6 protein-coding genes are annotated in these 7,140 nt (G+C 33.5%); 4 read left to right on the plus strand and 2 right to left on the minus strand.

What is annotated here, in order from left to right:
* Window positions 1-403: 403 nt before the first annotated feature.
* Entirely contained in the window at window positions 404-1,327 is a 924-nt protein-coding gene (locus F6K22_RS07285; RefSeq protein ID WP_293095219.1) for a bestrophin family protein, read from the plus strand.
* Window positions 1,328-1,748: 421 nt separating this feature from the next.
* The gene (gene malQ / locus F6K22_RS07290; RefSeq protein ID WP_293095222.1) at window positions 1,749-3,263 is read left to right on the plus strand and encodes a 4-alpha-glucanotransferase; all 1,515 of its coding nucleotides are present in this window, start codon (window positions 1,749-1,751) and stop codon (window positions 3,261-3,263) included.
* Window positions 3,264-3,328: 65 nt separating this feature from the next.
* Here the strand turns inward: malQ and F6K22_RS07295 are convergent, their stop codons facing one another.
* Both F6K22_RS07295 and F6K22_RS07300 read right to left on the minus strand, forming a co-directional pair.
* On the minus strand, window positions 3,329-4,231 hold the full coding sequence (locus tag F6K22_RS07295; RefSeq protein WP_293095225.1) for a helix-turn-helix domain-containing protein: 903 nt from the start codon (window positions 4,229-4,231) through the stop codon (window positions 3,329-3,331).
* A 931-nt stretch (window positions 4,232-5,162) separates the two neighbouring features.
* The gene (locus F6K22_RS07300; protein ID WP_293095228.1) at window positions 5,163-5,927 is read right to left on the minus strand and encodes a pseudouridine synthase; all 765 of its coding nucleotides are present in this window, start codon (window positions 5,925-5,927) and stop codon (window positions 5,163-5,165) included.
* Window positions 5,928-6,602: 675 nt separating this feature from the next.
* Between F6K22_RS07300 and F6K22_RS07305 the strand changes: the two genes are divergently transcribed.
* Together F6K22_RS07305 and F6K22_RS07310 are read left to right on the plus strand one after the other, a co-directional pair.
* The gene (locus tag F6K22_RS07305) at window positions 6,603-6,728 is read left to right on the plus strand and encodes a hypothetical protein (RefSeq protein WP_293095231.1); all 126 of its coding nucleotides are present in this window, start codon (window positions 6,603-6,605) and stop codon (window positions 6,726-6,728) included.
* Between the two features lie 106 nt (window positions 6,729-6,834).
* Complete coding sequence (locus tag F6K22_RS07310; RefSeq protein WP_293095234.1) at window positions 6,835-6,957, plus strand: hypothetical protein; 123 nt, start codon at window positions 6,835-6,837, stop codon at window positions 6,955-6,957.
* The last annotated feature ends 183 nt before the right edge of the window (window positions 6,958-7,140 follow it).

The following is a 7,140-nucleotide window of genomic DNA, read 5'->3' on the forward strand; positions in this document are numbered from 1 at the left end:
ATTCAACTGAATTCTTGGAAAAAAATCGAAATATAAATCAGAATTAAAAAAACTCTTGTCTTGAGGCGATCGCGCTTGATTTTTAAGCGTTGGCGGAGCAAGTGCGGCAGCTACATCCCTCTATTTGCCATACGCTATATATGGTATCTGTGCGTAAGTCCTGATGATATTACATAGTAATTAAACTCCTATGAGTCAGCTCAAAGGCAAAAGTTTATTACAAAAAGTTTTCATTTTGTAACAATTTATTTACTTATCGTCAGTTGTTTATGGTAATATTTTCATGGCTATTACTTCTATGTTAATTTTGACAATAGAAGTAACTATATAAGTGAGGAAAAAATACTGGTTAATCCTGCACCCTATTCTCTATTCCTTCCTCCCTTGCATTAAAAAAGTAACTATGATTTTTCAGAAAAAAAACTGGCTCACATCACTGCTAACGTTAAAAGGCTCCGTCATACCTAAAGTTTGGGGACGTGTAGTAATTACGATGATTTTTGCTTTAATAATTACTATAATGTATCAAAGTGGATTAACTTGGATACATCAATCAGCTTTAAGTAGTTTAATTCCGAGTGTCGTATTGGGTTTATTGTTAGTTTTTAGAACTAATACATCCTATGACAGATTTTGGGAAGGCCGAAAAGTTATTGGTGGAATCATAATTTCATGTCGCTCTTTATCAAGACAAATATGGGTAAATATTCCTGAAAAAACTGCAGCAGATACAGAAGGAAAAAAATCAGCAATGCTACTTTTAGCAGGATTTTTAATCGGTACAAAGCTACACTTAAGAAATGAAAGTGTAGATGGAAAACTACAGTCAATTATTAGCGAAAATCAATATTTAGAACTCAAAGAAGTTAATCATATTCCTCTGAGAATAGCTAAATGGATTGGAGATTATTTCCGCCAAGCATACGACCTTAATTATATAGATAGTATTCAGCTTTCTACCTATAATCAAATCCTAGACTCTATGGTAAAAGATGAAACTGCTTGTGAAAGAATTTTAAATACACCTATGCCCCCAGCTTATGCAATTCACTTAAAACATTTATTATTTTTTTATTGCTTTGCTTTACCTTTTCAATTGGTGGCTACATTATCTTGGACCACTATTCCGGCTGTAGGAATAATTAGTTTTGCTCTATTGGGAATTGAAGCAATAGGACTAGAGATAGAAAATCCTTTTGGTTACGATCCTAATGATTTACCTTTAGATAAAATGTGCGATCGACTATTGTTCGATATTAAAGAATTACTTACTTCTGACTCTCGAAAAGAATATTTAGTCGATCGAGATATACCTGCCTCAAATTAGTCAAAGTCAAAAAATTCACTAGTAGGAAATGATGATTTTAGAGATTTACTTATAAGTAAATCTAAAAAATATAGCAGGTAATAGACAAGAAGACGCAGATATTTCCCCACATAAAAGAGGATTCAAATTTAGCATTGAAACTAACTATATATATTAAAATATTTTGGGGAAGGAAAGACCTTAACAACGAACAGAAAACTGAAAATATAAAATCTAAATGCGTCTAAGATTTGAAGATATTTTTGAATATAAGTACCCTCAGACAATTAATAATTAAAGGATTTTTAATTAGATTACAAACACGATAGAAAAATCAACAAAATTTTAACTATCAAAAAATACTCTCTCCATCGTAAAATTAATTATAGGCTGGCGGGTAATGCCAGCAATTTTTTTTGATTAGTATTTTCTAGGTTTAATTATGCTACTTTCAAGAGCTAGCGGTATTCTACTTCATCCAACTTCTTTTCCCAGTCGCTTTGGAATTGGTGACTTGGGCCAGGAAGCATACAATTTTGTCAATTTTTTGAAAGACAGTGGACAGCAAATTTGGCAAATTCTACCATTAGGACCAACAGGTTTTGGGAATTCTCCCTATTTAGCTTATTCGGCAATGGCAGGAAACCCTCTGCTAATTAGTCCAGATAAGTTGAAAAATAAAGGACTGCTTGCTGAGGAGGATCTATCTAACCTACCAGAATTTCCCAGCGATCGGGTAGATTTTGATTTAGTGGCCCAAATCAAGGGTTCTCTGCTGAAAACTGCCTACCAAAACTTTCAAAAAAATGCTTCCGAAGAAGAACAAAAAACATTCGAGGAATTATGCACCAGTAAAGCTTTTTGGTTAGATGATTATGCTTCTTTTATGGCTTTAAAGGAGGCTAACGAAGGAGCTAGTTGGCATACTTGGGATGAAGACATTGCCAGTCGTCAACCAGCAGTATTAGCAGAATGGCAGAAACGTCTAGCTGATGAAATTCAATACCATAAATTTGTTCAGTTTGAATTCTTCCAGCAATGGGATGAGCTAAAAAATTATGCGAATGAAAAAGGAATCAAAATCTTTGGCGACGTGCCTATATATGTTGCCCATGATAGTGCTGATGTTTGGGCACATCCTGAAATATTCTGTCTAGATGCAGAAACAGGTGAAGCTTCTTTGATGGCAGGTGTTCCCCCAGATTATTTTAGTCAGACTGGTCAACTATGGGGTAACCCAGTTTATCAGTGGGATAGATTGGAACGGGACAATTTTCTGTGGTGGGTGCAACGTATTCAATCTATGCTCAATAAAGTTGATTGGATTAGGATTGACCACTTTCGAGGTTTAAGTGCTTATTGGGCAGTTCCGCAAGGCGAAACTACAGCGATAAATGGTGAATGGATTGAAGCTCCCGGCGAGGCTTTGTTTGAAACTATTAATGAAAAGTTAGGTACACTACCAATTATTGCTGAGGATTTAGGGTTGATTACTCCTGATGTGGAAGAGTTGCGGGATAAGTTTGAATTTCCTGGTATGAAAATTCTACATTTTGCTTTTGATTCAGGTAGTGATAATCCTTATTTACCCTACAACTATAATTCTGCCAATTGGGTAGTTTATACTGGTACTCACGATAATAATACTACTGTGGGCTGGTTTAATAACCGTTCTTCTGAAGAACAGGAGCGAGTTACTAGTTTTCTTGGCGGTACTTGGGGTAACGGTATTCATTGGGATTTAATTCGTTTGGCTATGGCTTCTGTGGCTTCTATGGCAATTTTTCCTCTGCAAGATATTTTGGGATTGGGAGAAGAAACTGTAATGAATCAGCCTGGTGTTGCTGAAGGTAATTGGAGCTGGCGTTACCGATCGGGGATGTTAACCTCAGAGGTAAGCGATCGCCTTAAAGAGGTGACAGACATTTATGGCCGTACTCCAGAAAACCAGGATTAATATGAGTATAAATAATACTGTTTAATTTTTAACATTATTTCAACTTCGCCCTGAAGGACAAGGTCTTATTTAGACTGGGAAATTTTGGTATTAGTAGGAGTAAAAACAACTTCTTTTACTTCACCTGGTTTTCCCAGTTGCATATTTTGTAAGTTATTAATAGGTATCAGTATTCCCCCAGCATTTCCTGCAAAGAAAACTAGTTGTTTTTGGGCTGACCAAGTCTTCTGAGTGCCTTGAGCTAAAGTTCCTTCAAATGCTATTTTTCCATCTATCTCTATTGATACCCAGGATTCCTCTTTGACAATTACACTCAGCACTACAGGTTGTTTATCCTGAAGTTTTTCTGGCTTTTCTGCTGTAGTTTTATCCGAATATTTTTGCTCAGTTTTGGTATTTACCAGAGATGCTTGAGCTGACAAATCTCTCTGATTTTCTGCTTGGTATTGTTGTTTCTCAGAGTTAGTAATTCCCTTTTCTCTCGCTAATATATCAGATCCAGTAATTAGATGAGGTAACAAACGAACTGATAAAATAACAAGCAATATATATAGAAAGTAAAGATGATATGGTCGTAGGTGAAGCATTGATACATTCGGAAAAGATTTTTTGGTAATTTCCTGAGTTTTTACAGTCGGAAATAAGTTTGCTAGTTTCTCTCCATCTAATCCCATAGCATCTGCATATCGCTTGATCATACCTTGGATATAAACTGGCTCTGGTAGTTGTTCTAAATTACCTTCTTCTATCGCTTCTAGTAAATTAATTCTAATCATTGTCACTACTGCCACTCTTTCTAAACAAATTGAATGTTTATCTCTAAACATTTTTAATTTATGCCCTATCTCTATTAATGCCTGAATTTGTTCTTCTTCAAAAGATAATTCTTTCCTTTGATTAAAACGTTGTTTTAAGGGTACAAAAGAGAAACTTTTTTTCAGGTTTTTTATTGCTGTCAAATTGACCATTGCTTTAACTGATTTTATATAAACTATAGTTTTTCTTGTTTTTAAATTTATCCTATTATTGGAAAAAAGTAGGCTACAAATTACGCTAGAGTTATGATTCAGGACTCATAATTCATAAGACACAGCATATAACCATTTATTTTGAGAAATTTATTATCTGTTTTTTATCTATGGGCATCTATTTTAGCTTCTTCGTTACAAACGATAGACTAGATTTTTTATCAAAGATAAATCTCATGTCATTTCAGTTATCAGTTATCAGTTATCAGTTATCAGTTATCAGTGAACCTCCGACTTTAGTCGGAGGTTTGAAATACTGACTTAAATATCTTTTTCATCCCCTTAAAAGGGGAGGCTTTGAACCTAATTTTTTGGTAAAGTATTTTAATCACTCCTATTATGGGTAGCATTATTTGATTAATTTTCTCTAACTTAATTTCAGCAATAATATGATTAGTTTTGGGTGCTTAGTTTCAGAAAAAAAATTAACTTTTATTACTCCTAAATATATTGATAGCAATCCTCCGCATATTCGTGTCAAAAATCTTAGTGCTTTTTAGGGAACACTTAACTCTTAACTCTTAACTCTTAACTGGTAAGAGTTTCAGTTTTTTTATTTACTTTTTGATTACCCGCAACCTATGCACGGATTGCTATATAAGTAGTCGTGTAAAATAAATTTCCTAGTTAAGAAAGGAAACAGGGAACACCGGATCTGGGAACAGGAAAATAGGATGTGTAATTAATTTTGCATAGGAATTTAATATGATTAAAAAAAGTTCTGCAAACAAAATATATTTTGATTAAGGCAGCAAGATTGACCCAGCACAAAGTATGAAACAATTTGGAAATATTATTTGGATGTTTAATTGTTTGATCCACTCAGTTCAAACTCTGAAAAAGAGTACTTGTTTGTCATAAAAGAGAGTTTTTAGCTGAATTTAGATTTGATAATTTGGGCATCCAAAAAGTCGATTTCAAAATCCTGCAAAGGTCGATAATGGCCAATAGGTAAAACTGACTCTCCAGGTAGCTGCAACTTAATTTGGCCAATTGCAGTACGGTGTAGTTTTAGTACAGAATGTCCCAATTTTTCTGCAACTCTGCGAATCTGGCGATTTCTCCCTTCAGAGATAACCACTTCTAAAAGAGTTTGAGAGTTATTATGTTCTCTTAGGACTTTAACCTGAGCTGGTAAAGTTTTTTTACCAGATAAGATAATACCTTGACGCCACAATTTTAAGGTTGATTCCTGGGGATGACCTTCTACCCAGACTTGATAGGTTTTGGGAAGACAATGTTTGGGATGGGTTAAACTATAAGTTACCCGACCATCATTTGTGAGGAGTAATGCTCCTGTAGAGTCTGCATCTAAACGTCCTACAGGATGAATACCTTTTCCATTTCGCAGTTCTGTACTCAGGATATCCAAAACTTTACTACGTCTGCTAGGTTCTGAACAAGTTGAAATTACTCCTATAGGTTTATTGAGCAATAAATATATGGGCTCAGGGCGATTTTCTGGTCTGATGGGCAAACCATCTACTTCAATTTTGTCCAAGTCTGGTTTAGCCTTTTCACCTAATTGGACAACTTTACCATTAACCTTTACTCGTCCAGCTATAATCATTTGTTCAGCTTGACGCCGAGAGGCTATTCCCCACTGAGATAATATTTTTTGTAATCTTTCATCCATACTCTTTATTTGATCTCGATCACTTTTAATCATCAGATTACCAGTCAAGAATTATTCTCAATTCATAATAAAAGCAATATGGTAATTTTATTTTAATTGTCTGATATAGTATTTCTCAAATGCGCAAGATATACAATTTTTGTATTTTAGGGAACATAGAATAGGGAACAGATAAGATAATAAAATAGTCTACCTCATTAATATGATATTCGGAATAAAAGCAATATGGTAATTTTATTTTAATTGTCTGATATAGTATTTCTCAAATGCGCAAGATATACAATTTTTGTATTTTAGGGAACATAGAATAGGGAACAGATAAGATAACAAAATAGTCTACCTCATTAATATGATATTCGGAGAAGTATGAGTGATAATTAATAGTAATTTTATGTCATTTTACCGATTAATTAATTTGTGATCACCTATTTGGCTATTATGGTATAGCATTGGATCTCCGATGTGTAAAAAATTTCAAAATAGACAAAAAGTCTGAAACTATTATTGCTGTTGCCTAATTATGTATATATTTTTTCTACACAACTGTGCCGAGAATGACTATATTTATCTAATTGAATATTTCCCCTTGCCCTAAATATGTAAAATCTGCGAGTTTATATATTTCTTATCTCTGGAAATAATCACAAAACTAATTGTACTAACCTAATATTGTATTTGATGAATAAAAAATTACCAGAACTGCATCAAACTTCTGATTCTGATGTTGCTGTTGAGAGTCAAGATAAAATATCAACATATATTTTCTACACAACTGTACCGAGAATGACTATATTTACCTAATTGAATATTTCCCCTTGCCCTAAATATGTAAAATTTGCGAGTTTATATATTTCTTATCTCTGGAAATAATCACAAAACTAATTGTACTAACCTAATATTGTATTTGATGAATAAAAAATTACCAGAACTGCATCAAACTTCTGATTCTGATGTTGCTGTTGAGAGTAAAAATAAAATATCAACATATATTTTCTACACAACTGTGCCGAGAATGACTATATTTACCTAATTGAATATTTCCCCTTGCCCTAAATATGTAAAATTTGCGAGTTTCTATATTTCTTATCTCTGGAAATAATCACAAAACTAATTGTACTAACCTAATATTGTATTTGATGAATAGAAAATTACCAGAACTGCATCAAACTTCTGATTCTGATGTTGCTGTTGAGAGTAAAAATAAAATATCAAC

The sequence above is a fragment of the Okeania sp. SIO2F4 genome, from assembly GCF_010672385.1.
Lineage (GTDB): Bacteria > Cyanobacteriota > Cyanobacteriia > Cyanobacteriales > Microcoleaceae > Trichodesmium.

What these genes read in the sequence shown, in the direction of transcription:
- F6K22_RS07285 (WP_293095219.1), top strand. Translation starts at nt 404, where the DNA reads ATGATTTTTCAGAAAAAAAACTGGCTCACATCACTGCTAACGTTAAAA.
- F6K22_RS07300 (WP_293095228.1), bottom strand. Translation starts at nt 5,927, where the DNA reads ATGGATGAAAGATTACAAAAAATATTATCTCAGTGGGGAATAGCCTCT.
- malQ (WP_293095222.1), top strand. Translation starts at nt 1,749, where the DNA reads ATGCTACTTTCAAGAGCTAGCGGTATTCTACTTCATCCAACTTCTTTT.
- F6K22_RS07310 (WP_293095234.1), top strand. Translation starts at nt 6,835, where the DNA reads ATGAATAAAAAATTACCAGAACTGCATCAAACTTCTGATTCTGATGTT.
- F6K22_RS07295 (WP_293095225.1), bottom strand. Translation starts at nt 4,231, where the DNA reads ATGGTCAATTTGACAGCAATAAAAAACCTGAAAAAAAGTTTCTCTTTT.